22 protein-coding genes are annotated in these 23,301 nt (G+C 69.2%); 15 read left to right on the forward strand and 7 right to left on the reverse strand.

The features are described 5' to 3' along the window. Window positions 1–104 precede the first annotated feature (104 nt). The 9 genes from BU28_RS0101850 to efeO (BU28_RS0101890) all read left to right on the forward strand — a co-directional run bounded on the left by BU28_RS0101850 (window position 105) and on the right by efeO (BU28_RS0101890) (window position 12,675). Window positions 105–584: a nucleoside deaminase gene (locus tag BU28_RS0101850; RefSeq protein ID WP_028717939.1), complete on the forward strand. Its 480-nt coding sequence runs from the start codon at window positions 105–107 to the stop codon at window positions 582–584. Window positions 585–668: 84 nt separating this feature from the next. Continuing rightward, on the forward strand, window positions 669–4,100 hold the full coding sequence (locus BU28_RS0101855; protein WP_028717940.1) for a pyruvate carboxylase: 3,432 nt from the start codon (window positions 669–671) through the stop codon (window positions 4,098–4,100). Window positions 4,101–4,209: 109 nt separating this feature from the next. Next, window positions 4,210–5,397, forward strand: a complete 1,188-nt coding sequence (locus BU28_RS21775) for an efflux RND transporter periplasmic adaptor subunit (RefSeq protein WP_036761759.1) — start codon at window positions 4,210–4,212, stop codon at window positions 5,395–5,397. A gap of 1 nt (window position 5,398) precedes the next feature. Further along, complete coding sequence (locus BU28_RS0101865) at window positions 5,399–7,348, forward strand: MacB family efflux pump subunit (protein WP_028717941.1); 1,950 nt, start codon at window positions 5,399–5,401, stop codon at window positions 7,346–7,348. A 60-nt stretch (window positions 7,349–7,408) separates the two neighbouring features. Next, window positions 7,409–8,383, forward strand: a complete 975-nt coding sequence (locus BU28_RS0101870; RefSeq protein WP_028717942.1) for a glutathione S-transferase family protein — start codon at window positions 7,409–7,411, stop codon at window positions 8,381–8,383. A 153-nt stretch (window positions 8,384–8,536) separates the two neighbouring features. Then, the gene (gene efeU, locus BU28_RS0101875; protein WP_028717943.1) at window positions 8,537–9,376 is read left to right on the forward strand and encodes an iron uptake transporter permease EfeU; all 840 of its coding nucleotides are present in this window, start codon (window positions 8,537–8,539) and stop codon (window positions 9,374–9,376) included. Next, a complete protein-coding gene (efeO, locus tag BU28_RS0101880; protein ID WP_028717944.1) occupies window positions 9,373–10,518 on the forward strand; it encodes an iron uptake system protein EfeO in 1,146 nt (381 codons plus the stop codon). The genes efeU and efeO (BU28_RS0101880) overlap by 4 nt, the downstream gene beginning before the upstream one ends. Window position 10,519: 1 nt before the next feature. Next, a complete protein-coding gene (gene efeB, locus BU28_RS21780; protein WP_036761760.1) occupies window positions 10,520–11,848 on the forward strand; it encodes an iron uptake transporter deferrochelatase/peroxidase subunit in 1,329 nt (442 codons plus the stop codon). 2 nt (window positions 11,849–11,850) lie between these two features. Further along, the gene (gene efeO, locus BU28_RS0101890) at window positions 11,851–12,675 is read left to right on the forward strand and encodes an iron uptake system protein EfeO (protein ID WP_028717945.1); all 825 of its coding nucleotides are present in this window, start codon (window positions 11,851–11,853) and stop codon (window positions 12,673–12,675) included. Between the two features lie 143 nt (window positions 12,676–12,818). On the opposite strand, the gene ndk is transcribed toward efeO (BU28_RS0101890), so the two are convergent. Beyond that, window positions 12,819–13,241 carry a nucleoside-diphosphate kinase gene (gene ndk, locus BU28_RS0101895; RefSeq protein WP_028717946.1) on the reverse strand — a complete coding sequence of 141 codons (423 nt, stop codon included), beginning with the start codon at window positions 13,239–13,241 and terminating at the stop codon, window positions 12,819–12,821. Between the two features lie 171 nt (window positions 13,242–13,412). Between ndk and BU28_RS0101900 the strand changes: the two genes are divergently transcribed. From BU28_RS0101900 to BU28_RS21785, 4 genes are all read left to right on the forward strand, one after another. Then, window positions 13,413–15,260 carry an ABC-F family ATP-binding cassette domain-containing protein gene (locus tag BU28_RS0101900; protein WP_028717947.1) on the forward strand — a complete coding sequence of 616 codons (1,848 nt, stop codon included), beginning with the start codon at window positions 13,413–13,415 and terminating at the stop codon, window positions 15,258–15,260. A 97-nt stretch (window positions 15,261–15,357) separates the two neighbouring features. Beyond that, window positions 15,358–16,101, forward strand: coding sequence for a MipA/OmpV family protein (locus BU28_RS0101905; protein WP_028717948.1), 744 nt, complete (start codon window positions 15,358–15,360; stop codon window positions 16,099–16,101). 90 nt (window positions 16,102–16,191) lie between these two features. Continuing rightward, a complete protein-coding gene (locus BU28_RS0101910; RefSeq protein WP_028717949.1) occupies window positions 16,192–16,551 on the forward strand; it encodes an SUF system Fe-S cluster assembly protein in 360 nt (119 codons plus the stop codon). Further along, window positions 16,548–17,126: a sugar O-acetyltransferase gene (locus tag BU28_RS21785; RefSeq protein WP_233145074.1), complete on the forward strand. Its 579-nt coding sequence runs from the start codon at window positions 16,548–16,550 to the stop codon at window positions 17,124–17,126. The genes BU28_RS0101910 and BU28_RS21785 overlap by 4 nt, the downstream gene beginning before the upstream one ends. On the opposite strand, the gene BU28_RS0101920 is transcribed toward BU28_RS21785, so the two are convergent. Both BU28_RS0101920 and hemF read right to left on the reverse strand, forming a co-directional pair. Beyond that, the gene (locus BU28_RS0101920) at window positions 17,111–17,665 is read right to left on the reverse strand and encodes a histidine phosphatase family protein (protein ID WP_223850281.1); all 555 of its coding nucleotides are present in this window, start codon (window positions 17,663–17,665) and stop codon (window positions 17,111–17,113) included. The genes BU28_RS21785 and BU28_RS0101920 overlap by 16 nt on opposite strands. Next, window positions 17,662–18,522, reverse strand: coding sequence for an oxygen-dependent coproporphyrinogen oxidase (gene hemF / locus BU28_RS0101925; RefSeq protein WP_028717951.1), 861 nt, complete (start codon window positions 18,520–18,522; stop codon window positions 17,662–17,664). Before hemF ends, BU28_RS0101920 begins: the two co-directional genes overlap by 4 nt. Window positions 18,523–18,603: 81 nt before the next feature. Between hemF and BU28_RS0101930 the strand changes: the two genes are divergently transcribed. After that, complete coding sequence (locus tag BU28_RS0101930; protein ID WP_028717952.1) at window positions 18,604–19,017, forward strand: hypothetical protein; 414 nt, start codon at window positions 18,604–18,606, stop codon at window positions 19,015–19,017. On the opposite strand, the gene BU28_RS0101935 is transcribed toward BU28_RS0101930, so the two are convergent. The 3 genes from BU28_RS0101935 to clpS are packed head-to-tail and all read right to left on the reverse strand — an operon-like array spanning window position 19,014 to window position 21,160. Beyond that, window positions 19,014–19,829 (reverse strand): SDR family NAD(P)-dependent oxidoreductase, encoded by an 816-nt coding sequence (locus BU28_RS0101935; protein ID WP_028717953.1) that lies wholly within the window; start codon window positions 19,827–19,829, stop codon window positions 19,014–19,016. The two genes, BU28_RS0101930 and BU28_RS0101935, sit on opposite strands and share 4 nt — an antisense overlap. Beyond that, the gene (locus BU28_RS0101940; RefSeq protein ID WP_028717954.1) at window positions 19,826–20,839 is read right to left on the reverse strand and encodes a class I SAM-dependent methyltransferase; all 1,014 of its coding nucleotides are present in this window, start codon (window positions 20,837–20,839) and stop codon (window positions 19,826–19,828) included. Before BU28_RS0101940 ends, BU28_RS0101935 begins: the two co-directional genes overlap by 4 nt. 3 nt (window positions 20,840–20,842) lie before the next feature. Then, the gene (gene clpS / locus BU28_RS0101945) at window positions 20,843–21,160 is read right to left on the reverse strand and encodes an ATP-dependent Clp protease adapter ClpS (RefSeq protein ID WP_028717955.1); all 318 of its coding nucleotides are present in this window, start codon (window positions 21,158–21,160) and stop codon (window positions 20,843–20,845) included. Between the two features lie 381 nt (window positions 21,161–21,541). Here clpS and BU28_RS0101950 point away from each other — a divergent pair, with 381 nt between their 5' ends. Continuing rightward, a complete protein-coding gene (locus BU28_RS0101950) occupies window positions 21,542–23,050 on the forward strand; it encodes a serine hydrolase (protein WP_248616117.1) in 1,509 nt (502 codons plus the stop codon). A gap of 90 nt (window positions 23,051–23,140) precedes the next feature. Here BU28_RS0101950 and ccoS read toward each other — a convergent pair whose 3' ends face one another. Then, window positions 23,141–23,299: a cbb3-type cytochrome oxidase assembly protein CcoS gene (gene ccoS / locus BU28_RS0101955; RefSeq protein WP_028717957.1), complete on the reverse strand. Its 159-nt coding sequence runs from the start codon at window positions 23,297–23,299 to the stop codon at window positions 23,141–23,143. Between the last annotated feature and the right edge of the window lie 2 nt (window positions 23,300–23,301).

Below are 23,301 nucleotides of genomic sequence, written 5' to 3' on the forward strand. Positions count from 1 at the left end.
TCTCCTGCGCATCGCTGCGGTGGCAAAGGCTGCACCTCTAGGCCCAACGCCCGCACAAGGAAAGCGGTTCTTGCGCGCCGGGCTCAGGCGGGCCAGAAACCCCCATGGCCTTCGCGACCCATATGCCCGAGGCGCTGGATCAGGCGCGCGCCGCCGCCCTGCGGGGCGAGGTGCCGGTCGGTGCCGTTCTGGTCGGCGCCGATGGCCGCGTGCTGGCGCGGGCCGGCAACCGCACCCGGGCGCTGTCCGACCCGACCGCCCATGCCGAGATCCTGGCGATTCGCGAAGCCTGCGCGGCCCTGGGGTCGGAACGCCTGCCCGGCGCGCGGCTGTGGGTCACGCTGGAGCCCTGCCCGATGTGCGCCGCCGCCATCTCGGCCGCGCGGATCGCGGTGCTGTATTACGGGGCCGAGGACCCCCGGATGGGCGGGGTGCGGCATGGCGCACGGGTGTTCGATCACCCGCAATGCCACCACCGCCCCGAGGTCGTCGACGGCATCCATGCAGAAGAATCGCGCCGGCTGCTGCAGGACTTCTTCCGCGAAAGGCGCGGCCATGGCACTGTGCCGCCCGGCACGTCTTAGCCACTTGCGCTGCAGTGCAGTTAGACACTTGCGCTGCAATGCAGCGACACTACCATGCCGGCCGGGCTGAACATCGGGGGACACATGTTCAACAAGATCTTGATTGCGAACCGTGGGGAGATTGCGATCCGTGTGATGCGGGCGGCGAACGAGCTGGGCAAGCGGACGGTCGCGGTCTATGCCGAGGAGGACAAGCTGGGCCTGCACCGCTTCAAGGCGGACGAGGCTTATCGCATCGGCGAGGGGCTGGGGCCGGTGGCGGCCTATCTCTCGATCCCCGAGATCATCCGGGTGGCCAAGGAATCGGGCGCCGACGCGATCCATCCGGGCTATGGGCTGCTCAGCGAAAACCCCGATTTCGTGGATGCCTGCACGCAAGCGGGGATCACCTTCATCGGCCCCAGCGCCGACACCATGCGCGCGCTGGGCGACAAGGCCAGCGCCCGGCGCGTGGCGATCCAGGCGGGCGTGCCGGTCATCCCGGCGACCGAGGTCTTGGGCGACGACATGGAGGCCATCAGGCGCGATGCCGCCCAGATCGGCTATCCGCTGATGCTGAAGGCCAGCTGGGGCGGCGGCGGGCGCGGCATGCGGCCGATCATGGGGCCGGACGAGTTGCCCGAGAAGGTGCGCGAGGGCCGGCGCGAGGCCGAGGCGGCGTTCGGCAACGGCGAAGGGTATCTCGAAAAGATGATCCTGCGCGCCCGCCACGTCGAGGTGCAGCTTCTGGGCGACAGCCACGGCGGGCTTTACCATCTTTATGAACGCGACTGCACCGTGCAGCGCCGCAATCAGAAGGTGGTCGAGCGCGCCCCCGCCCCCTATCTGACCGCCGAACAGCGCACCGAGGTCTGCGAACTGGCGCTGAAGATCGGCCGCGCCGTCGGCTATCAGAACGCCGGCACCGTCGAGTTCCTGATGGATATGGACAGCGAGCAGTTCTACTTCATCGAGGTCAACCCGCGCGTCCAGGTCGAGCATACCGTGACCGAGGAGGTCACCGGCATCGACATCGTCCAGTCCCAGATCCTGATCGCCGAGGGCGCGACCCTGGCCGAGGCGACCGGCGTCGCCAGCCAGGCGGACGTGCACCTGAACGGCCACGCCCTGCAATGCCGGGTCACGACCGAGGACCCGCTGAACAACTTCATCCCCGACTATGGCCGCATCACCGCCTATCGCAGCGCGACCGGCAACGGCATCCGCCTGGACGGCGGCACCGCCTATTCCGGCGGCGTCATCACCCGCTATTACGACAGCCTGCTGGTGAAGGTGACGGCCCACGCCCAGACCCCGGAAAAGGCCATCGCGCGGATGGACCGGGCCTTGCGCGAATTCCGGGTGCGGGGGGTGGCGACGAATATCGAATTCGTCATCAACCTGCTGAAGCATCCGACCTTCCTGGACGACAGCTACACCACCAAGTTCATCGACACGACCGAGGACCTGTTCCGCTTCGACAAGCGGCGCGACCGCGCGACCAAGATCCTGACCTATATCGCCGACATCAGCGTGAACGGCCACCCCGAGACCGCGGGCCGGGCCCAGCCCCCGGCCGAGGCGCGCCCGCCGGTGCCGCCGAAGCCCCGGGCCGAGCCCGCTGCCGGCACGCGCCAGTTGCTGGAGGAACAGGGGCCGAAGGCGGTGGCCGACTGGATGCTGGCGCAGAAGCGGTTGCTGATCACCGACACCTCGATGCGCGACGGGCACCAGTCGCTGCTGGCGACGCGGATGCGCTCGATCGACATGATCCGGGTCGCGCCGGCCTATGCCGCGAACCTGCCGGGCCTCTTCAGCGTCGAATGCTGGGGCGGCGCGACCTTCGACGTCGCCTATCGCTTCTTGCAGGAATGTCCCTGGCAGCGGCTGCGCGACATCCGCAAGGCGATGCCGAACCTGATGACGCAGATGCTGCTGCGCGCCAGCAATGGCGTGGGCTATACCAATTACCCCGACAATGTGGTGCAGGGCTTTGTCGCGCAGGCGGCGAAGTCGGGCGTCGACGTGTTCCGCGTGTTCGACAGCCTGAACTGGACCCCGAACATGCGCGTCGCCATGGACGCGGTGATCGAGGCCGGCAAGATCTGCGAAGGCACGATCTGCTATACCGGCGACCTGCTGGACCCGGACCGGTCGAAATACGACCTGCACTACTATCTGGGCATGGCCCGCGAACTGCAGGGCGCGGGCGCGCATGTGCTGGGGCTGAAGGACATGGCGGGGCTTCTGAAGCCCGCCTCGGCCAGCATCCTCATCAAGGCGCTGAAGGACGAGATCGGCCTGCCGGTCCACTTCCACACCCATGACACCGGCGGCATCGCCGGGGCCACGGTGCTGGCCGCCAGCGCCGCCGGCGTCGATGCCGTGGACTGCGCCATGGACGCGTTCTCGGGCAATACCTCGCAGCCCTGCCTGGGCTCGGTGGTCGAGGCGCTGCGCCACACCGACCGCGACACCGGCCTCGACATCGCCGCCATCCGCGAGATCTCGAACTACTGGGAGGCGGTGCGCGAGCAATACGCCGCCTTCGAGAGCGGCCTGCAGGCCCCCGCCTCCGAGGTCTGGCTGCACGAGATGCCGGGGGGCCAGTTCACCAACCTCAAGGCCCAGGCCCGCAGCCTGGGGCTTGAGGATCGCTGGCACGAGGTCGCCCAGACCTATGCCGAGGTGAACCGCATGTTCGGCGACATCGTCAAGGTCACGCCCAGTTCCAAGGTGGTGGGCGACATGGCGCTGATGATGGTGGCGCAGGGCCTGACGCGCGCCCAGGTCGAGGATCCGGCCGTCGAGGTGGCCTTCCCCGACAGCGTCGTGGACATGATGCGCGGCAATCTCGGTCAGCCCCCGGGCGGCTGGCCCGAGGCGCTGCAAAGGAAGGTGCTGAAGGGCGAGGCGCCCCTGACCACCCGCCCCGGCGCCAGCATGCCCCCGGTCGATATCGAGGCCGCGCGCGCGAAGCTGAACGCGGAACTCGAGGGCGGGGTCGATGACGAGGACCTGAACGGCTATCTGATGTATCCCAAGGTCTTTACCGATTACCGCGCGCGCCACGAGGTCTATGGCCCGGTGCGCACCCTGCCGACGCGGACCTTCTTCTACGGCATGGAGCCGGGCGAGGAGATCTCGGCCGAGATCGATCCCGGCAAGACGCTGGAGATCCGGCTGCAGACCATCGGCGACACCGACGACAAGGGCGAGGTCAAGGTGTTCTTCGAACTGAACGGCCAGCCGCGCGTGATCCGGGTGCCGAACCGGCTGGTCAAGTCCCAGACCGCCGCCCGCCCCAAGGCCGACCCCGCCAACGACGGCCATATCGGTGCGCCGATGCCGGGCGTCGTCGCCTCGGTCGCGGTCGCCCAGGGCCAGAAGGTCAACCCCGGCGACCTGCTGCTGACCATCGAGGCCATGAAGATGGAAACCGGCCTGCACGCCGACCGCGAAGGCGTGGTCCAGGCCCTCCACGTCAGACCAGGCGAACAGATCGACGCAAAGGATCTGCTGGTCGAGATCGCCTGAGGCAGGAAAGGGGCCGCAAGGCCCCTTTTCCGTTCCGACAGGGCAGCACCGTTTACCTGTCGTTTGGGTTCGATCGCCTAAAGCGGGCGGGACGACAAAGTGAGTGCCCATGCGACCGCGAACCATTCTTGTTCTGATTGCCCTGCTGCTGCTTCTGGCGGGGGGCTGGTGGTTCAGGGGCGCGCAGGGCGAGACGATGCAGCGCCCGGCGACGGCCGAAGTCTCGCGCGGCGATGTGACCGTGACGGTCCTGGCCTCGGGCCAGATCGAGGCGAGCCAACTGGTCAGCGTCGGCGCCCGCGCCTCGGGCCGGATCGAGACGCTGCCCGTGACCCTGGGCCAGGAGGTCCGCGAGGGCGACCTGATCGCCCAGATGGACAGCCTGGACCAGCAGAACGAGGTGCGCCAGGCCGAGGCGGACCTGGCCAATATCGAGGCCCAGATCGCCGCCAAGACCGCCGGCCTGACCCGCGCCCGCCAGGTGCTGGAGCGGCAGAAGAAGCTGGGCACCAGCAACTATTCCTCGCGCGAGACGGTCGAGACGGCGACGGCCGAGGTCGATGTGGCCGTGGCCGAGCTCGAGGCGCTGGAGGCCCAGAAGGCGCGCGCCGAGGTCAGCCTGTCGACCGCCAAGATCAGCCTGGAGCGCACCCGCATCACCGCCCCGACCGACGGCACCGTGGTCGCCGTCGTGGTCGAGGCGGGCCAGACCATCAACTCGATCCAGAGCGCGCCGACCATCGTGAAGCTCGCCAAGCTGGACCGGATGCTGGTCAAGGCCGAGATCTCCGAAGCCGACGTGGTGCGCGTGAAGCCGGGCCAAGAGGTCAGCTTCACCATCCTGGGCGAGCCCGACCGGGCGTTTCAGGCGACCCTGCGCGGCATCGAGCCCGCGCCGAGCGAGATCAAGACATCGGACACCATCTCGACCGACAGCGCGATCTATTACAACGGCCTTCTCGAGGTCGAGAACCCCGGCCATGTCCTGCGCATCGGCATGACGACGCAGGTGACGATCACGCTGGACCGGGCGCAGGACGTGCTGCGGGTGCCGGCAGCGGCCCTGCAGGGGCAATCCGTCCAGGTCTGGAACCCCGCCACGGGCACCATCGAAACCCGCCGGGTCGAGGTCGGGCTGAACGACAAGGTCTGGGCCGAGATCCGCTCGGGCCTGAGCGAGGGCGAACAGGTCGTGACCGGCGGCGTCGCGATCGCCAGCGGCACGGGCACGGGCACGGGCACGGGCGCCAGCGGGCGAAGCGGCGGCCGGCGGATGGGCCCGCCGATGGGGTTCTGACATGGGCGCGCTGAAGCCTCTGATCTCGGCCCGCGGCATCACCCGCAGCTTTCAGGCGGGGGACGAGACGATCACCGTCCTGCGCGACGTGGACATCGACATCTGGCCCGGCGAGATGGTCGCGATCATCGGCAGCTCCGGGTCGGGCAAGTCCACGCTGATGAACATCCTGGGCTGCCTGGACCGGCCCAGTTCGGGACGCTACGCGTTCGACGGGCAGGACGTGGGCCGGCTGGCGCCGGACGACCTGGCGCGGCTGCGGCGCGACCATTTCGGCTTCATCTTCCAGCGCTACCAGCTTTTGCCGGACCTGGACGCGGCCGAGAACGTCGAGGTGCCGGCCGTCTATGCCGGGGTCGCGGGCGGACGCAGGCGGGCCCGCGCGATCGATCTGCTGACGCAACTGGGGCTGGACAGCCGGCTGGACCACCGCCCGAGCGAGCTGTCGGGCGGCCAGCAGCAGCGCGTCTCGGTCGCGCGGGCGCTGATGAACGGCGGCGAGGTCATCCTGGCCGACGAACCGACCGGCGCGCTGGACAGCAAGAGCGGCGCCGACCTGATCCAGCTGCTGCTGGACCTGAACGCGCGCGGCCACACCATCGTCATGGTGACGCACGACCCCGCCGTCGCCGCCCACGCGCATCGCGTGATCGAGATCAGCGACGGCCGCATCCTGCGCGACAGCGGCGGCACGCCCCCGGCGGCGCCGCCGCCCCGCCCCGCCCCGCCGCCCCGGCCGCAGTCGGGCCCCGCCGCCGCCCTGCGCCGGGGGGCCGAGACGCTGCGCATGGCGCTGAAGGCCATGGCCGCGCACCGCATGCGCAGCTTCCTGACCATGCTGGGCATCATCATCGGCATCGCCTCGGTCGTGCTGGTGGTGGCGCTGGGGACCGGCAGCCAGGAAAAGGTCTTGCAGGACATCAGCACGCTGGGGACCAACACCATCACCGTGCGGGCGGGCCTGGGCTTTGGCCGGCCCGGATCGGGGCGCATCCGCACGCTGGTGCCCTCGGACGCGGCGATGATCGCGGTCCAGCCCTATGCCCGGGGCGTATCGCCCGCCGTGCAAAGCTCGGCCACCGTGATCCACGGCAACACCGAGGCATCGGCCCAGATCAACGGGGTCAGCGGCGACTATTTCCAGGTCCACGCCTACAGGACGGTGGCGGGCGACGTGTTCGACGCGCGCGACATCGCCCAGATCGCCCAGGTCGCGGTGATCGACGGTGACACGCGCGACACCTTCTTTCCCGGCAGCGACCCGCTGGGCCAGGTGCTGATGCTGGGCCGTGTGCCGGTCCGCGTCATCGGCGTGGTCGAGGCCAGCGGCGCGACCTTCGGCCCCGACAACCTGAACGTCTTCATCCCCTACACCACCTCGATGGCGCGGGTGACGGGGCAAAGCCACCTCAACAGCATCGGCGTGCAGGTCGCGGACGATTACGACATGCAGACCGCCCAGGCCGAAATCGACGCCCTGCTGCTGGCCCGCCACGGCACGCGCGACTTCTTCCTGTCGAACAGCGACACGATCCGGCAGACGCTGACCTCGACCACGCGGACGCTGACCGTTCTGGTCGCGATGATCGCGCTGATCTCGCTGATCGTGGGGGGCATCGGGGTCATGAACATCATGCTGGTGTCCGTAACCGAGCGCACGCGCGAGATCGGCGTCAGGATCGCGGTCGGCGCGCGGCGCGCGGACATCGTCAACCAGTTCCTGACCGAGGCGGTGCTGGTCTGCCTGGTCGGCGGGGTCCTGGGCATCGCCGCCGCGCTGGGAACCGGGGCGCTGATCGGCTGGCTGTCGGACAGCATGCGGCTGAGCTTTTCGACCCTGTCGATCCTGGTCGCCTTTTTCAGCTCGACGCTGATCGGCATCACCTTCGGCTTCCTGCCCGCGCGGGCGGCGGCCCGGCTGGACCCGGTGGTGGCGCTAAGCCGCGAGTAGCGGTTGCCCCTGCCGCCGGGCCCGGTCATGCTTGGGACCAGGGCAGCAGGAGGGCAAGGCATGGGACAGTTGGTCGACGGCGTCTGGCACGACGCATGGTACGACACCGAAAGCACCGGCGGGCGGTTCCAGCGCACGACCACCGCCTGGCGGAACTGGGTGACGCCCGACGGCAGCCCCGGCCCCTCGGGCCAGGGCGGCTTCGCGGCGGAAAGCGGGCGCTATCACCTTTATGTCTCGCTGGCCTGTCCCTGGGCGCACCGCGCGCTGATCTTTCGCGCGCTGAAGGGCCTTTCGGACCATATCGACGTCTCCGTGGTCCACCCCGACATGCTGTCGGATGGCTGGACCTTTTCGACCGACTTTCCCGCGGCCACCGGCGACCGGCTGTTCGGCCTGCCGTTCCTGCGCGACCTCTACCTGCGGGCCAATCCCGACGCCTCGGGGCGGGTCACGGTGCCGGTCCTGTGGGACAAGCATCGCGGCACCATCGTCAGCAACGAAAGCGCCGAGATCATCCGCATGTTCAATTCGGCCTTCGACGGGCTGACCGGGAACCGCGACGACTATTGCCCCGGCGACGCGCTGGAACGGATCGACGCGATCAACGCCAGGGTCTATGACGCGGTGAACAACGGCGTCTACAAGGCCGGCTTCGCCACCAGCCAGGCCGCCTATGACGAGGCGGTGCACCCGCTGTTCGACGCGCTCGACTGGCTGGAAGGCCTGCTGGGCGAAAACCGCTATCTGACCGGCGCGCGCATCACCGAGGCCGACTGGCGCCTGTTCACCACCATGGTCCGCTTCGATCCCGTCTATCACACGCATTTCAAGTGCAATCGCGCATGGTTGCGCGAATATCCGAACCTCTGGGCCTGGACGCGCGAGCTTTACCAATGGCCGGGCGTGGCCGAAACGGTGAACTTCGACCATATCGTGCGGCACTATCACTACAGCCACGCGACCATCAATCCGCACCGCATCATCCCGATCAACCCCGTGATCGACTGGGACGAGCCGCACGGGAGGGGATGATCCTGCCCGCGCCAAGGCACAGTCTTTTTCTAAGGATTGACAAATCCTGATACAACTGGCCATGACTAGCCTTGCCGGCCGGGGCGGCCGGCTGCCGCGATGCCCGTCTGACGTCTGACGCCCGACCGCACCACGACATTGCTGGGGGGGCCGATGCTTGCACCGTTTCTGATCATGCTGCGCGAGGGGCTGGAAGCCGCCCTGATCGTCGGCATCATTGCCGGATACCTGCGCCAGACCGGGCGGGGCGAATGGCTGCCCGCGATCTGGGTCGGCGTGTTCCTGGCCGTGGCGCTTGCGCTGTTCGCCGGGGCCGGCCTGCAGCTCGCGCAGGCGCAATTCCCGCAACGCATGCAGGAGCTGTTCGAGGCGCTGATCGGGTTTGTCGCCGTCGCCGTGCTGGTGGGGATGGTCTTCTGGATGAAGCGCGCGGCGCGCTCGATCCGGGCAGAGCTGCACGCCTCGGTCGACCAGGCCCTGGCTCCGCGCGGCCGCGCGGGCGCCTGGGGGCTGATCGGCATGGTCTTTCTGGCCGTCGCGCGCGAAGGGCTGGAGGCGGTCTTCTTCCTGCTGGCGATCTTTCAGCAAAGCCGGGACGCCAGCGCCCCGATCGGGGCCGCGCTGGGGCTGCTGGTGGCGGCCGGCGCCGGCTGGGGCATCTATGCCGGCGCGCTGCGGCTGGACCTGAGGCGCTTTTTCCGCTGGACCGGCATCTTCGTGATCTTCGTCGCCGCGGGCCTCTTCGCCGGCTCGATCCGCGCGCTGCACGAGGCGGGGCTGTGGAACATCCTGCTGGCGCCGGTCTGGGACCTGGGTCGCAGCCTGCCCGAATCCAGCCCGCTCGGCACCGTGCTGTCGGGGATGCTGGGTTATCGCGAGGCGCCATCGCTGGGCGAATTCATCGCCTGGGCCGGGTTCCTGGCGGTGACGCTGACGCTGTTCCTGCGCCCCGCGACGCCCGCGCCGCAGGCTGCCGCGATGGTGCGCAAATGACCCGGGCGCCGTCACGCTGGCTGGGCGCCGCCGTCCTGGGCGCCGCGGTGCTGGCCGTCGCGGGGGCCGCTGCCTTCTGGGCCGCCTCGCAGCGCCGCCCCGAAACGACGGCGGACCAGCTGGTCACGGTGGACGCCGCCGCCTGCCGCCCGAACCAGATCACCGTGCCGGGCGGTCGGCGCAGCTTCCAGATCGTGAACGACGGCGACCGCCCCATCGAATGGGAGATCCTGTCCGGCGTCATGGTCGTGGCCGAGCGCGAAAACATCGCCCCCGGTTTCAGCGCCACGCTGGAGGTCGCGCTGTCCCCCGGCCGGTACGAGATGACCTGCGGCCTGCTGTCGAACCCGCGCGGGACGCTGACCGTCACCGCCTCGGACGAGGCCAGCGCCGCGGCGTCCGAGGTGACGCTGCGCAAGTTCCTGGGCCCGCTGTCGGAATACCGGGTCTATCTGGCCATGCAGGGCAATGCCGCCGTCAAGGCCGCGCAGGCCCTGCAGGACGCCATCGCCCGCGGCGATCTGGACGGCGCGCGCGCGGCCTGGGAAGCCGCCCGCCTGCCCTATCGCCGGGTCGAGCCGCTGGCCTATCGCCTGTCGGACCTGGAAAACGCCATCGACCCGCGCGCCGCCTATCTGGCCGGCCGCGAAGGCGACCCGGGCTTTACCGGCTTTCACCGCATCGAATACGGGCTTTGGGACCAAGGCAGCACCGCGGGCCTTGCGCCGGTGGCGGAACGGCTGGTGGCCGACCTGGGCACGCTGGCGGCGCAGCTGCGCGAAACCCCGCCCGACCCCGCGTTGCTGACCGCCCTGCCCGGCGCCATGGCGCGCCAGATCGCCCAGGCGCATTTGCCGCAGGGCGAGAACGCCTATGCAAGGACCGACGCGGCCGAGCTTGCCGCCAGCCTCGACGGGATCGGCAAGCTGACCGCGCTGCTAAGCCCGGTGGTGGCGGGCGTCGACCCCGCGCTTGATGCCCGGATCGCCGCCGACCTGCAGCGCGCACGCGACGACGTCGCCGCGCTGCAAGCCCGCCCCTGGTCCGAGGTGACCGACGATCAGCGCCAGGCCCTGGTCCAGGACTTCACCCGGCTCGCCGACGCGCTGGACCGGCTGGCGCCCGTGATAGGGATGAACTGACATGACCGCGCCGCCCGCACCCGACCGCCGCCGCCTGCTGATGGCCCTGGGCCTGGGCGGCATCGGCCTGATGTCGTCGCGCGCGCTGGCCGAGGCCCCGCCCCGCCCCAATGTCGAGGACGCGCCCCCCGGCCACGCCGCCGAGGCCGCGCGCTCGGTGCCCTTCTTCGGCCCCCACCAGGCCGGCATCGTGACGCCGCGCCCCGCGGCCGGGCTGGTCGCGGCCTTCGACGTGGTGGCCTCCTCGCTCGACGAGGTCGAGGCGATGCTGCGCCTGCTGACCCAGCGCGCCGCCTTTCTGACCCAGGGCGGGCCGGTGCCCCAGCGCGATCCCAAGCTGCCCCCGGCCGATTCCGGCCTGCTGGGCCCGGTCGTCGCGCCCGACAGCCAGACCATCACCCTTGGGCTTGGCACCAGCTTCTTTCAGGCCCGGCCGGAGCTGGCGGCGCTGCAACCCGCGCGGCTGCAACGCATGACCCGGTTTCCGAACGACGCGCTGGACGCGGAATGGTGCCACGGCGACATCGCGCTGCAATTCTGCGCCAACCTACAGGACAGCAACATCCACGCGCTGCGCGACATCGTGAAGTCGATGTCGCAATACCTGGTCCTGCGCTGGATGATCGAGGGCTCGGTGCCGCCGGTGCCGCCGGGGCCGGACGGCTCCACCCCCAGCGCGCGCAACTTCCTGGGCTTTCGCGACGGCTCGGCCAATCCCGATTCCACCGACGCGGCGGCCATGGCGCGCATCGTCTGGACCCATGCGGCGGACGAACCCGCCTGGACCCACGGCGGCAGCTACCAGGCGGTGCGCATCATCCGCAACCTGGTCGAGCGCTGGGACCGCACGCCCCTGCGCGAACAGGAACGCATCTTCGGCCGCGTCAAGGACAGCGGCGCCCCGCTGGACGGGGGGCCCGGGGCCAGCGAACACGACCTGCCCGACTATGCCGCCGATCCCTCGGGCGAACGGACGCGGCTCGACAGCCACATCCGGCTGGCGAACCCGCGCACCCCGGACAGCCAGCGCAACCTGATGCTGCGCCGTCCCTTCAACTATACGCGCGGCGCGCTGCCGAACGGCCAGCTCGACCAGGGGCTGATCTTCATCTCCTGGCAGGCCGACCTGGAACAGGGCTTCATCGCCGTGCAGAACCGCCTGAACGGCGAGCCGCTCGAGGAATACATCAAGCCGATCGGCGGGGGCTATTTCTTTGCCCCGCCGGGCGTGGCGGGTCCGGGGGACTACCTCGGCTCGGGCCTCATCAAGGCAGCCAGGCAGGCCGGCGCCCGCCCAGCCAAAGCATCAATCGACATGGATGGAGCGTGACGATGACCGGAACTTACCTGAAAACCACGGCGCTGGCCCTGGCCCTTGGCGGCTGGGCGGGCATGGCGGGGGCCGCCGACCCCTCGCTGGACCTCGTGGGGCCGCTGTCGGACTACAAGCTGTACGTGGCCGAAAACACCGCCAAGCTGGTCGAGGACACGACCGCCTTCACCCAGGCGATCAAGGCGGGCGAACTGGACAAGGCCAAGGCGCTCTTCGCGCCCACCCGCACCAGCTATGAAAAGATCGAACCCATCGCCGAACTCTTCTCGGATCTCGACGTCTCGATCGACGCCCGCGCCGACGATTACGAAAAAGCCGAACAGGACCCCGCCTTCACCGGCTTTCACCGCATCGAATACGGGCTGTGGAGCCAGGGCTCGACCGACGGCCTGGGCGAATACGCCGACCGGCTGATGGCCGACGTGACCGCGCTGAACGACCGCATCAACGCCCTGACCTTCCCGCCCGAAGTCGTCGTCGGCGGCGCCGCCGCGCTGATGGAGGAAGTCGCCGCCACCAAGATCTCGGGCGAGGAAGACCGCTATTCCCGCACCGACCTGTGGGATTTCGACGCGAACTTCGAAGGCTCGCGCAAGATCTTCGACCTCCTGCGGCCTCTGGTCGAAAAGCAGGACGCCGACTTCGTCGCCAAGGTCGACGGCAACTTCAAGGCGGTCGACGAGGTGCTGGTGAAATACCAGGACGGCGAAGGCTACGTCTCCTATGAAAAGCTGACCGACCAGGACCGCAACCTCCTCTCCGCCAAGGTCAACACCCTGGCCGAGGATCTGGCCACCCTGCGCGGCAAGCTGGGCCTCGGCTGACGCCCCGCGCGGGCGACGCCCTAACGGATCGCCCGCCTTCCTTGTTGTCCAAATACCCATGTGACGCGCGCGACGGGTGCCCGGCCCATGAAAAAGGGCGCCCGCCTTTCGACGGACGCCCCTTGAGGATCCAGGCGAACCGATCAGCCGACCAGTTCAAGACCCGAGAAGAAGAAGGCGATCTCGCGCGCCGCGGCCTCGGGGCTGTCCGAGCCGTGGACCGAGTTCTCGCCGACCGACAGGGCGAATTCCTTGCGGATGGTGCCCTCGTCTGCATTGGCGGGATTGGTCGCGCCCATGACTTCGCGGTTCTTCGCGATGGCGCCTTCGCCCTCCAGCACCTGCACCACGACCGGCTCCGAGGTCATGAACTCGGTCAGTTCGCCATAGAACGGACGTTCCTTGTGCTCGGCATAGAACTGGCCGGCCTGGTCCAGCGTCAGGCGGATGCGTTTCTGCGCGACGATGCGCAGTCCGGCTTCCTCGAACTTGGCGTTGATCTTGCCGGTCAGGTTGCGCTTGGTGGCGTCGGGCTTGATGATGGAAAGCGTGCGTTCGGTGGCCATGTCGGTGTCCTTTGCTGTTCCGGCCGCGATGGCGCGGAAATCCGCGCCCGGTTAGCACGGGCCGCCGCGCTTGAAAAGCCGGGCCCACCCCCCGCGCGCACGGGCCCCGCGCCCGGTCTCATGCCATGACACAGGATTGACGCCCGCCCCCGCTTCGTCCATGCGGGGACCATGCTGCGCATCGACGACATATCCTATTCCATCGCCGGCCGGCCCCTGTTCGAACAGGCCAGCGCCACCATCCCCGACGGCCACAAGGTCGGCCTTGTCGGGCCGAACGGCGCCGGCAAGACGACGCTCTTCAAGCTGATCCGGGGCGAGCTTGGGCTTGATGGCGGCACGATCGACCTGCCGCCCCGCGCCCGCATCGGCGGCGTCGCGCAAGAGGCGCCGGGCACTGCCACCAGCGTCCTCGACACCGTGCTGGCCGCGGATGAGGAGCGCGCGGCCCTGCTGGCGGAATCCGCCCATGCGACCGACGCCCACCGCATCGCGGACATCCAGACGCGCCTTGCGGACATCGACGCCTGGTCGGCCGAGGCCCGCGCCGCGACCATCCTGCGCGGCCTGGGCTTTTCGACCGAGGATCAGGCGCGGCCGACCAGCGACTATTCCGGCGGCTGGCGCATGCGCGTCGCGCTGGCGGGGGTGCTCTTCTCGCAGCCCGACCTGCTGTTGCTCGACGAACCGACGAACTACCTGGACCTGGAAGGCGCGCTCTGGCTGGAAAGCTATCTGCAGCGCTATCCGCATACCGTCATCGTCATCAGCCACGACCGCGACCTACTCAATCGCGCCGTGGGCCATATCCTGCACCTCGAAAACCGCAAGCTGGTGCTCTATTCGGGCGGCTACGACATCTTCGCGCGCACCCGCGCCGAAAAGCGCGCCCTGCAGGCCGCCGAGGCCAAGAAGCAGGAGGCCCGGCGCGCCCATCTGCAAAGCTTCGTCGATCGTTTCCGCGCCAAGGCCAGCAAGGCCGTGCAGGCACAGGCCCGCATCAAGATGCTGGCCAGGATGGAGCCGATCACCGCCCCCGAGGAAGCGAAATTCCACCGCTTCACCTTCCCGCAGCCCGACCAACTGCCGCCGCCCATCGTCTCGCTGGACGGGGTCTCGGTCGGCTATGGCGACCGGGTGGTGCTGCACCGGCTGAACCTGCGCATCGACCAGGACGACCGCATCGCGCTTCTGGGCCGCAACGGCCAGGGCAAATCGACGCTGTCGAAACTGCTGGCCGACCGGCTGGAACCGATGGAGGGGCGGATCGCCCGATCCGGCAAGCTGCGCATCGGCTATTTCGCCCAGCACCAGGTCGATGAGCTTGAGCTGGACGAGACGCCCCTGGCCCATGTCCGCCGCCTGCGCCCGGACGAGGCACCGCCCCGGCTGCGCGCGCGCCTGGCCGGCTTTGGCCTGATGGAGGCGCAGGCCGAGACGAAGGTGCGCCAGCTTTCCGGCGGGCAAAAGGCGCGGTTGTCCCTGCTGCTGGCCACGATCGACGCGCCACACCTGCTGATCCTGGACGAGCCGACGAACCACCTGGACATCGAATCGCGCGAGGCGCTGACCGAGGCGCTGAACGACTATACCGGCGCCGTGGTGCTGGTCAGCCATGACATGCACCTGCTGAACCTGGTCGCCGACCGGCTGTGGCTGGTCGATCAGGGCGGCGTCAGCCCCTGGCAGGGCGATCTGGACGATTACCGCCGGATGCTGCTTGCGGGCGAGGAAAAGCCCGCGCCGCCAAAGCCCGAAAAGCCGGTGGTGAAGCGCCCCTCGCGCGACCAGATCCTGGAGCTGCGCGCCGAGGCCCGCCGCGCCGAGGAGCGGGTCGAGAAGCTGTCGGCCATGCTGGAAAAGCTCGACGCCATCATGGCCGATCCTGCGACCTATGACGACGCGCAAAAGGCCGAAGCCTTCGGCCGCAAGCACGCCGAGGCATCCGAGGCGATGCTGCGCGCCGAAAGCCTGTGGATGGAGGCGCTGGAGCGGCTGGAGGCGGCCGAGCGCGCGTAAAGGCAACAGTTCGCGCTTTTCGCCCGCAGCGCGCCCGATGACGCTTGCCCGGCCGGCCGCTTTGGTCCAAGGGTCGCCCAAACAGACGGGATTCGCCATGCTCAGACCCCTTGCCCTTGCAGCCGTGACGCTTGCCAGCCTTGCCACCGGGGCCGGTGCGCAGTCGCTGGGCGAGATTCGGTCGCTGTCCTTCGACGGGGGCATCGGCGCGACGTTCGGGCCCGACTACATGGGCGCGGACGACTATGGCACCTCGCCCTGGATCATCCTGCGCAACGGCCAGATCAACGACGCCACCGGCGAAAAGCAGGGCCTCTCGATCCTGCCGTCGCTGGACTACCACGGCAAGCGCGACGCCGGCGACCACGACGACCTGACGGGCATGGACGACATCAGCGCGGCGGGCGAACTGGGTGTGCGGCTGAACTATGTCATGGGCGACGTGACCGGCTATGGCGCGGTGCGCAAGGGCCTGGGCGGGCACCACGGCGTGACCGGCGAACTGGGCGCGCGGTTCCGCAACCAGCCGCAGGACAAGCTGACCCTGACCACGGCGGCCGAGCTTCGCTTCGGCAATGGCGAGTTCACCGACACCTATTTCGGCGTCAGCGAGGGCGAATCGCTGTCCAGCGGCTATGCGCCCTATGACGCCGGCGGCGGCATCTATGCCGCGCGCCTGTCGGTCGAGGCGCGCTATGAATTCCTGCCCGACACGTTGCTGATGGGCCGCTTCACCTACAGCCGCCTGCTGGGCGACGCGGCCGATTCGCCCATCGTGCACGAAAGCAACCAGCCGACCTTCAGCATCGGCGTCGCGCGGCATCTGAATTTCCGCTTCTGACGGGTGGGCGCCGGGCCTTCCGGCCCTGCGGGCTGGACCCCAGCGCCCCCCGGTCCTATATAGTCGCAGGACATTTACAGGACGCGGTGCATGACCCCCGAGAACTTGCAGGAGGGCGACCCCCTCATCGCCCCTTCGACGACCGAGCATCCGCTTTACGACAGCGTCGTCGAAGCGTGCCGGACGGTCTATGACCCCGAGATTCCGGTCAACATCTTTGATCTGGGGCTGATCTATACCATCGCCATCGACCAGGCCAACGCCGTCCGCATCGTCATGACGCTGACCGCCCCCGGCTGTCCCGTCGCGGGCGAGATGCCGGGCTGGGTCGCCGATGCCGTTGGCGCCATTCCCGGTGTCGGCCAGGTCGATGTCGAGATGACCTTCCAGCCGCAATGGGGCATGGACATGATGTCCGAGGAAGCCCGCCTTGAATTGGGGTTCATTTGAGCGCGCGCGAGGACATGCTGGCCGGGCGGCCCTATGACCCCGGCGCTGGCGAACTGGTTGCCCTGCGCCGCGTGGCCCAGGGATTGATGCGCGACTACAACGCCACGATCATCGGCGACAAGACCCGCGCCCGCACCCTGACGCAGCTGCTGGGCAGTTGGAACGGCGCGGTGATCCGCGCGCCCTTTCACGTCGATTACGGCAAGAACATCCATTTCGGGCCCGGTTGCTTCGTCAACTACGGCTGCTTTTTCATGGACATCTGCGAAATCCGCATCGGCGCGCGCTGCCAGTTCGGCACCGCCGTGCAGCTGCTGACCGAGGATCGGCCGCGCGATGTCGCCCGCCGCTCCAAGGGCCAGGAATGGGGTCGTCCGATCAGCATCGGCGACGATGTCTGGATCGGCGGCGGCGCCATCGTGGTGCCGGGCGTGACCATCGGCGCGGGCGCGATCGTCGGCGCGGGCGCGGTCGTCACCCGCGACGTGCCGCCGGGCGCCACCGTGGCGGGCAGCCCCGCCCGCCCCGTGCGCAGCAGCCTGAACGCGGAACGGGCGGTTCAGGAAATCACCTGATGCCGCCCCTGGTGGACATGGTGCAGCGCGCCCTGGACCACCGGCAGCCGTCCCAGCGCCGCAAGCGGCAGGTCCATCGCTACCAGCCGGATCATGTGCAGCGTGATGCCATGCGTCACGATGACCGCCGGCTGGTCAAGCTCGGCCAGGAAAGCCGCGACGCGGGCGCGCAGGGCGGCAAAGCCCTCGGCCCCCGGCAGGCGGTCGTACCAGCCGATCCCCCCGGCGGTGAACGCCTGCGGATGCGCCTGGCGCAGGTCCGCCAGCGTCGCCCCGTTCTGCGGGCCAAGGTCGATTTCCACCAGCCGCCAGTCCTGGCGAAAGGGCCGCCCGGCCAGCGCGATGCGCGCGGTCGCCACCGCCCGCCCCGCCGGGCTGGCCCAGGCGGCCATCGGCGGCAGCGCCGCCAGCAATTCGGCCTGCCTGCGGGCCTGCTCCTGCCCGCGTTCGGTCAGCGGCGAATCCAGCCGGCCCTGCAGGCGGCCCTGCACGTTCCATTCGGTCTCGCCATGGCGCAGCAGATACAGTTCGGGAATCATGGCCATTTCGCCACGGGCGGCAGGCTCATCAGCACGGCTTCGGGGTCGTGGCCGGTGGCCAGGCCGAACTTGGTGCCGCGGTCGTAGACGAGGTTGTATTCCGCATAAAGCCCGCGATGGATCAGCTGCGCCTCGCGCTCGGCCTCGCCCCAGGGGGTCGCCATGCGCGCCTGCGCCAGCGGCAGGAAGGCGGGCAGGAACGCCTCGCCCACGGCCCTGGTGAAGGCGAAATCGGCCTGCCAGTCGCCGGTGTTCAGATCGTCATAGAAGATGCCGCCGACGCCGCGCGCCCGGCCCCGGTGCGGGATGAAGAAATATTCGTCCGCCCAGGCCTTGAAGCGGTCGTAGTAATCGGCCCCGTGCGCATCGCAGGCGCTGCGCAGCGCGGCATGGAAATGGGCCGTATCCCCCTGGTATTCCAGGCAGGGGTTCAGGTCGGCGCCGCCGCCGAACCACCAGGCGGAAGGGGTCCAGAACATGCGGGTGTTCATGTGGACCGCCGGGGCGTGCGGGTTCTGCATATGCGCGACCAGGCTGATCCCCGAAGCCCAGAAGCGCGGGTCTTCGGCCACGCCGGGCACGCCGCGCGCGGCCATCGCCGTCTGCGCCGCGGGGGCCAGTTCGCCATGGACGGCCGACCAGTTCACGCCCACCTTCTCGAACACGCGCCCGCCGCGCATCACCGACATGATGCCGCCGCCGCCATCGGCGCCGCGCCGCGTCTCGCGCAGTTCGAACCGGCCGGGGGCGGCCGGGCCGGGGCCGGCATCCTCGAGCCCCTCGAAGGCGGCCACGATGCGGTCGCGCAGCGTCCTGAACCATGCCGCCGCCTCGTCCCGCTCTGCCTGCATCTGCATTGCCGTTCTTCCCTGCATTCGTGAATTGCGCCGCGCCCTGCTGCGGCCTTATGCTGGTTGAAACAACTAGAGAAGCCGACCATGACCCGCAACATCGCGCTTGGCCTTCTGCCCGTTCTGATCCTGGCCGCCTGCGGCACGCCCCAGGAACGCTGCATCAGCCGGAACACCAGCGAATACCGCACCGTCGCGCGCCTGCTGAGCGAGGTCGAGGCCAATCTGGCCCGCGGTTACGCCTGGGAGGAACGCGAATACATGCGGACCGAATGGGACACCTGCCCCGTCGTGGTGACCGACCGCAAGGGGGGGCGGAGCATCGTCTATCGGTCCTGCGCGCGCAATGTCATCGACACCGAACGCTACCGCGTGCCGATCGACCCGGCGTCCGAGACGCGCAAGCGCGACAACCTGGCCGCCCGCAAGGCGCAACTGGCGCGTCCGGCGGCGGCGGCGGTCGACGCCTGCAAGGCCGCCTATCCCGAGGACAAGGGCTAGAACACGCCCGGCGCCAGCGGATGGCCCAGGCTGCGCCCGCCGTCCACGCGCAGGATCTGCCCGGTGACGAAGGCCGCGCCGTCGCTGGCCAGGAACTGCACCGCATCGGCCAGTTCGTCCGCCCCGGCGATGCGCCCCAGGGGCGTCGCCGCGACCAGCTTTTCGCGCAGGCTCGGGTCCTCGCGCAGGCTGTCCTGCAAGCGGTTCGACATGATCGAGGCGAATGCCACCCCGTTCACCCGGATGCGGTGCCGCGCCAGTGCCACGGCCAGCGACCGGGTGGCCTGGGCCTGGGCGGCGCTGGCGATGGAATAGGCCAGCATGTCGGGCTGGGGCCGGTCGGCGGCCAGCGAATGGACATTGACGATGGCGCCGTTCTGCACGGGCGCCTCGTCCTCGCGCGCCTCGGCCTGGGCCACCATGCGGCGGGCGACCATCTGCGACAGCTTCAGCCCCGAGATCATGTTCTGGCGCAGCATGTCGCCCAGAAGATCGTCGCTCAGCGACAGGGGATCGCAGGGCTGCACGGCGCGGTGGGCGTTCACCAGGATGTCGATGCGCTCGAAGGCGTCGATGCTGGCCGACACCAGGTTCGCCAGCGTCAGCTTCTGCGTCAGGTCGCCCGCAAAGGCGCGCACCGGCCCGTCGGAGGCGGAAAAGCCGTCGCCCAGCTCGGCCTCGAGCGCGGATTCGTCGCTGTCGGCAAAGACGACATTCGCCCCCGCCTCCTGGAAATGGCGGGCGATGGCCAGGCCGATGCCGCGCGCGGCGCCGGTCACGATGGCGGTCTTGCCCTGGATCGACAGGCTCATGCGCGGCGTCCTTTCGCGGCTTTGGCGCCGGGCCTGCGGGCGCCGGTGGCGGTCAGGATCTTGAAGCGGGTGTCGCCGCCGATCTCGGCCACATCACCGAAATGCTCGCGCAGCGCCTGTTCATAGGGCAGGTGCCGGTTGGCGACCATCCAGAGCCGCCCCGCCCCGGTCAAAAGCCCGGCGGCGGCGCGGATGAACCCGGCACCCAGCCGGGGATCGGCGGCGCGGCCATCGTGGAAGGGCGGGTTCATCACCACGCCGTTCACCGGCTCGGACAGGCGGAAATCCAGCGCATCGGCCCAGTGGAACCGCGCGCGGGGATCGGTGACATTGCGCCGGGCGCAGTCCAGGGCCACGGCATCGGCCTCGACCAGGTGAAGCACCTCGACGCCCGGATGGGCCAGGACCTGCGCCGACAGCCAGCCCCAGCCGGCCCCCAGATCGACCATGCGGGTCGGCAGCTTGTCGGGCAGATGCGCGGCCAGCTCGACCGAGGCCGGGTCGGGCCCATCCGCCGAAAAGACCCCCGGCCGCGTCACGAAGCCGGGCGCCGCCTGATGATCCTGCGCGGCCCAGCCGGCGGGCAGCCAGCCGGGTTCGGGCAGCGTCACGCGAAAGATCTTGCCATGCGCGCGGGACTGGATGCCATCGACCGGGGCCAGGGCGCGCACTTCCTTCAGCACGCTGTCCACCCCGTCGGTCTTTTGCCCGTCCACCCACAGCGCGGCGCCGGGGGCAAGATGCGCCGCCGCCTGGGCGATGCGGGCGCGCGCCTCGGCCCGGGCGCGGGGCAGAAAGACCACCGCCGCGTCAAAATCGCCCTCGGGCGCCGTCGCCGGGGCCAGGCCGCGCGCCTTCAGCGCCGCAAATTCGGGGAAAAGGCGCTGCACGACCTGCGTGCGCGCCGGATCGAAACGGTCAAGATCGCTTGCCGCGCCTGCGCCAATCAGCAGCAGCCGCCCCTCCGGCGGGGTATCGCCGAAAACAAGCTCCAGTCGGGAACCAGCCAATGTCTACTCTTTTTCCATGGTGCATTGCAGCGGATGCTGCTGGCGGCGCGCAAGTTCCATCACCTGGGCCACCTTGGTTTCGGCGATCTCGTGCGAAAACACGCCGACGACCGCCACGCCCTTGCGGTGGACGGTCAGCATGATCTCGATCGCCTGGGCACGGGTCATGTTGAACAGCCGCTCAAGCACATGCACGACGAATTCCATGGGAGTGAAATCGTCGTTCAGCAGCAGGACCTTGTAAAGCGGAGGACGCTGCGTGCGGGGCTTGGTCTTGACCGCCAGATCGACATCCTCGCGGTCGCCGGGTCGTTGGGTCATCTGCGGTCTGGTCACGTCGCCTGCATCGCCTGGGGAAAGGATCAGGGCCTGAATATAGGGGCTTTTGCCCCTGATGTAAGCCCCCGTCGCCGAATCCGCCCCGCAGCTGCCCGGCGCGCATTTCACAACCTCAGGCAGAATTCCGGCGAAACTTGCCAAAGTTATGGTTTCCGTCATGCCGCATCCGTGATATTGTCTGTTCATTAACGAAGGGTCCGCAAAATGAATGGACCCTCAGAGGCAGAAGAGACCGGGACAGTGACCAGCATCGCCAGAAACGTCCGTTTGGGCCTTATGGTCCTATTCGCCTGGGCCATGCCCATGGCGGTTGCCGCCGCACCATTCGCAGCCTTCGTTATGGATGCGCGAACCGGCCAGGAAATGTATTCGCAGAATGCCGACACGCGGCTGCATCCTGCCTCGCTGACCAAGATGATGACGCTTTACATGGCCTTCACGGCCATCGAGCGTGGTCAGGTTCGGCTGGACAGCAAGTTTCTCGTGTCCCAGCACGCCGCGTCCCAACCGCCGTCCCGCCTGGGGCTGAAGCCGGGGCAGCGGATCGAATTGCGCTATCTGATCCGCGCCGCCGCGGTGAAGTCGGCCAATGACGCGGCCACCACCATCGGCGAGGGGCTGGCCGGCTCCGAGCCCAAGTTCGCAGCCCAGATGACCGCGATGGCCCGCGCTCTGGGGATGCGCAACACGAACTTCCGCAACGCCAACGGCCTGACGGTCGAGGGGCATTACTCCAGCGCGCGCGACATGTCGCTGCTGGGGCGGCGGCTGTTCTATGATTTCCCGCAATACTACTCGATCTTCTCGCGCCGTACGGCGGATGCGGGAATCGCCACCGTCTCCAGCACGAACAAGCGCTTCCTGGACAGCTACGAAGGCGCGGACGGCATCAAGACCGGCTATACCCGCGCGGCCGGCTTCAACCTGACGGCCTCGGCCAAGCGCGGCTCCAAGCGCATCATCGCGACGGTGCTGGGCGGCAATTCCACGGCGCATCGCAACGCGGTCATGGCCCAGTTGCTGGACGCAGGATTTGGAAAGGCCCCCACCCGTGTGCGTGAGGTGAAACCTGCGGCGCCGGCCCTGGTGGCCGAGCGCAAGGCGGTGCGGCGCACCGTCCAGGTCGCACGCGCGGTTCCGGCGCAGCCCGCGCCCCTGGTGCAGCTCTCCGCCTCGAGCCGGCCTGCGGCGCGCGCCTCGACGGCGGGGCTGGTCACGCCGGCGGCGATCGCGGCAGCCGTCAACCGGGCGCAGGCCGATGCCGGCGCCTCCGCCAGCGGCCGCCCGGCCCGCAAGCCCGCAGCCGTCGCCTCGGCCTCGACCAAGGGCAGCGACGACCTGGGCATCTCCTCGGCCCGACCCACCGGCCGCCCCGAGGGCGATTCGGGCAGCGACGCCGGCACCATCGCGGCCAAGCGCCCGGTGCCCGCACCGCGCCGCGACGAATCGGCCAGCCTTGCGCCCGCCGCGGACGTGCCCTCGCTGTTCCTGCTGGATCAGGTTGCCCCGGCGGCCCCGCAGATGGCGCTGACCGAAACGCCGCCGCCCGCGCCGCGCGGCGACGCGATCATCCTGGCCTCGCTGGCCCCCGAAACGGCGGAAGAGCCCGCGCCGCAGATCGTGTCCCGCTCGACCGGCGGGCGCGGCTATGGGGTTTCGCTGGGCCTTTACCGTTCGCGCCACGAGGCCGAGCAGCTTTTGCTGCGCACCGCCCTGCAAGACAGCGCAGCGCTGGGGAACGCGGTCAGCCGCGTCGCTGACACGCGCCGCGGATTCCAGGCGAATTTCGAAGGCATGTCCCGCCAGATGGCGGAACTGACCTGCGACCGCCTGGCGGCACGCCAACAGGACTGCACCGTCATCGGGCAATAGATCCTGACCAAAGGCGCTTCTGAACCCGGCTTCGGCCGGGTTTTTTCTTGTGCGGAGCCGCGCGCTTCCCTGCCCCGCCCGGTCGCGCTGTCAGGGCTTGGGCCGGTCGTCCCATTCGTTGCTGAGGATGCGTTCCGCGTCGCCCTTGGGATCGTCGTACTGGCGTCCGTTCAGCGCCCAGACAAAGGCCAGCAGGCCCAGCCCGCCAAGCCCCAGCGAGACGGGGATCAGGATGGCAAGGATCTCCATGG

Source organism: Paracoccus yeei ATCC BAA-599 (assembly GCF_000622145.1).
GTDB classification, from domain to species: domain Bacteria; phylum Pseudomonadota; class Alphaproteobacteria; order Rhodobacterales; family Rhodobacteraceae; genus Paracoccus; species Paracoccus yeei.

What these genes read in the sequence shown, in the direction of transcription:
- BU28_RS0101850 (WP_028717939.1), top strand. Translation starts at nt 105, where the DNA reads ATGGCCTTCGCGACCCATATGCCCGAGGCGCTGGATCAGGCGCGCGCC.
- BU28_RS0101855 (WP_028717940.1), top strand. Translation starts at nt 669, where the DNA reads ATGTTCAACAAGATCTTGATTGCGAACCGTGGGGAGATTGCGATCCGT.
- BU28_RS21775 (WP_036761759.1), top strand. Translation starts at nt 4,210, where the DNA reads ATGCGACCGCGAACCATTCTTGTTCTGATTGCCCTGCTGCTGCTTCTG.
- BU28_RS0101865 (WP_028717941.1), top strand. Translation starts at nt 5,399, where the DNA reads ATGGGCGCGCTGAAGCCTCTGATCTCGGCCCGCGGCATCACCCGCAGC.
- BU28_RS0101870 (WP_028717942.1), top strand. Translation starts at nt 7,409, where the DNA reads ATGGGACAGTTGGTCGACGGCGTCTGGCACGACGCATGGTACGACACC.
- efeU (WP_028717943.1), top strand. Translation starts at nt 8,537, where the DNA reads ATGCTTGCACCGTTTCTGATCATGCTGCGCGAGGGGCTGGAAGCCGCC.
- efeO (WP_028717944.1), top strand. Translation starts at nt 9,373, where the DNA reads ATGACCCGGGCGCCGTCACGCTGGCTGGGCGCCGCCGTCCTGGGCGCC.
- efeB (WP_036761760.1), top strand. Translation starts at nt 10,520, where the DNA reads ATGACCGCGCCGCCCGCACCCGACCGCCGCCGCCTGCTGATGGCCCTG.
- efeO (WP_028717945.1), top strand. Translation starts at nt 11,851, where the DNA reads ATGACCGGAACTTACCTGAAAACCACGGCGCTGGCCCTGGCCCTTGGC.
- ndk (WP_028717946.1), bottom strand. Translation starts at nt 13,241, where the DNA reads ATGGCCACCGAACGCACGCTTTCCATCATCAAGCCCGACGCCACCAAG.
- BU28_RS0101900 (WP_028717947.1), top strand. Translation starts at nt 13,413, where the DNA reads ATGCTGCGCATCGACGACATATCCTATTCCATCGCCGGCCGGCCCCTG.
- BU28_RS0101905 (WP_028717948.1), top strand. Translation starts at nt 15,358, where the DNA reads ATGCTCAGACCCCTTGCCCTTGCAGCCGTGACGCTTGCCAGCCTTGCC.
- BU28_RS0101910 (WP_028717949.1), top strand. Translation starts at nt 16,192, where the DNA reads ATGACCCCCGAGAACTTGCAGGAGGGCGACCCCCTCATCGCCCCTTCG.
- BU28_RS0101920 (WP_223850281.1), bottom strand. Translation starts at nt 17,665, where the DNA reads ATGATTCCCGAACTGTATCTGCTGCGCCATGGCGAGACCGAATGGAAC.
- hemF (WP_028717951.1), bottom strand. Translation starts at nt 18,522, where the DNA reads ATGCAGATGCAGGCAGAGCGGGACGAGGCGGCGGCATGGTTCAGGACG.
- BU28_RS0101930 (WP_028717952.1), top strand. Translation starts at nt 18,604, where the DNA reads ATGACCCGCAACATCGCGCTTGGCCTTCTGCCCGTTCTGATCCTGGCC.
- BU28_RS0101935 (WP_028717953.1), bottom strand. Translation starts at nt 19,829, where the DNA reads ATGAGCCTGTCGATCCAGGGCAAGACCGCCATCGTGACCGGCGCCGCG.
- clpS (WP_028717955.1), bottom strand. Translation starts at nt 21,160, where the DNA reads ATGACCCAACGACCCGGCGACCGCGAGGATGTCGATCTGGCGGTCAAG.
- BU28_RS0101950 (WP_248616117.1), top strand. Translation starts at nt 21,542, where the DNA reads ATGTATTCGCAGAATGCCGACACGCGGCTGCATCCTGCCTCGCTGACC.
- ccoS (WP_028717957.1), bottom strand. Translation starts at nt 23,299, where the DNA reads ATGGAGATCCTTGCCATCCTGATCCCCGTCTCGCTGGGGCTTGGCGGG.